Here is a 572-nt window from a genome sequence, read left to right as displayed (position 1 = left end):
TTGGTAGGGGTGCGCCAAGCTGGTTCGGTTCAAAGGGCATGTTTTCGCTGATGTTTTTAAAAGCATATTTGAATGTCAGTGATAGACAGCTTCTGGAACGTTTCTATACTGATTGGTCTCTTCAATATTTTTGCGGAAAAGTACTGGCAGAAAACCAGCAGATTAAGGATATGACCATTATGACCCGCATAAGGGCTTATATTGAAGCTCACTGTGAATGGGAAAAGCTTCAGGAGATCCTGATTAATCACTGGAAATATGATGTCAACAACAGCCATGTTCTGCTGATGGATGCCTGCTGCAGGCAGGGATGCCACCTGCTATGAATCTTATATTCGTTTTCCAACCGATGTAAAACTTCTTTGGGAGTCCTGTGAATGGATTTTTGAGAATCAGTTGTTCAGAATTTGGCATCAAAAGACCAAGATCCAAGTTCAGGGAACAGAAACTGGTTCAGATGGCTTATTCCAGAAAAAGGAAAAACAGCTTTAAGGAGACGCTCAGAAGAAGAAAAGCACTTGTCTATCTTCTGAACAAAGGAATCTGCCAGCTCCAGAATGTTTTGGATAAAA

1 protein-coding gene is annotated in these 572 nt (G+C 41.3%); it reads left to right on the top strand.

Annotated features, from left to right (window positions below):
* On the top strand, window positions 1-326 hold a 326-nt coding region (locus ACFSKL_RS21250; protein WP_376889144.1), incomplete at its 5' end, for a transposase.
* Between the last annotated feature and the right edge of the window lie 246 nt (window positions 327-572).

The sequence above is a fragment of the Belliella marina genome, from assembly GCF_042682445.1.
Classification (GTDB): Bacteria; Bacteroidota; Bacteroidia; order Cytophagales; family Cyclobacteriaceae; genus Belliella; species Belliella marina.
This window is presented reverse-complemented; position numbering and strand designations above follow the sequence as displayed.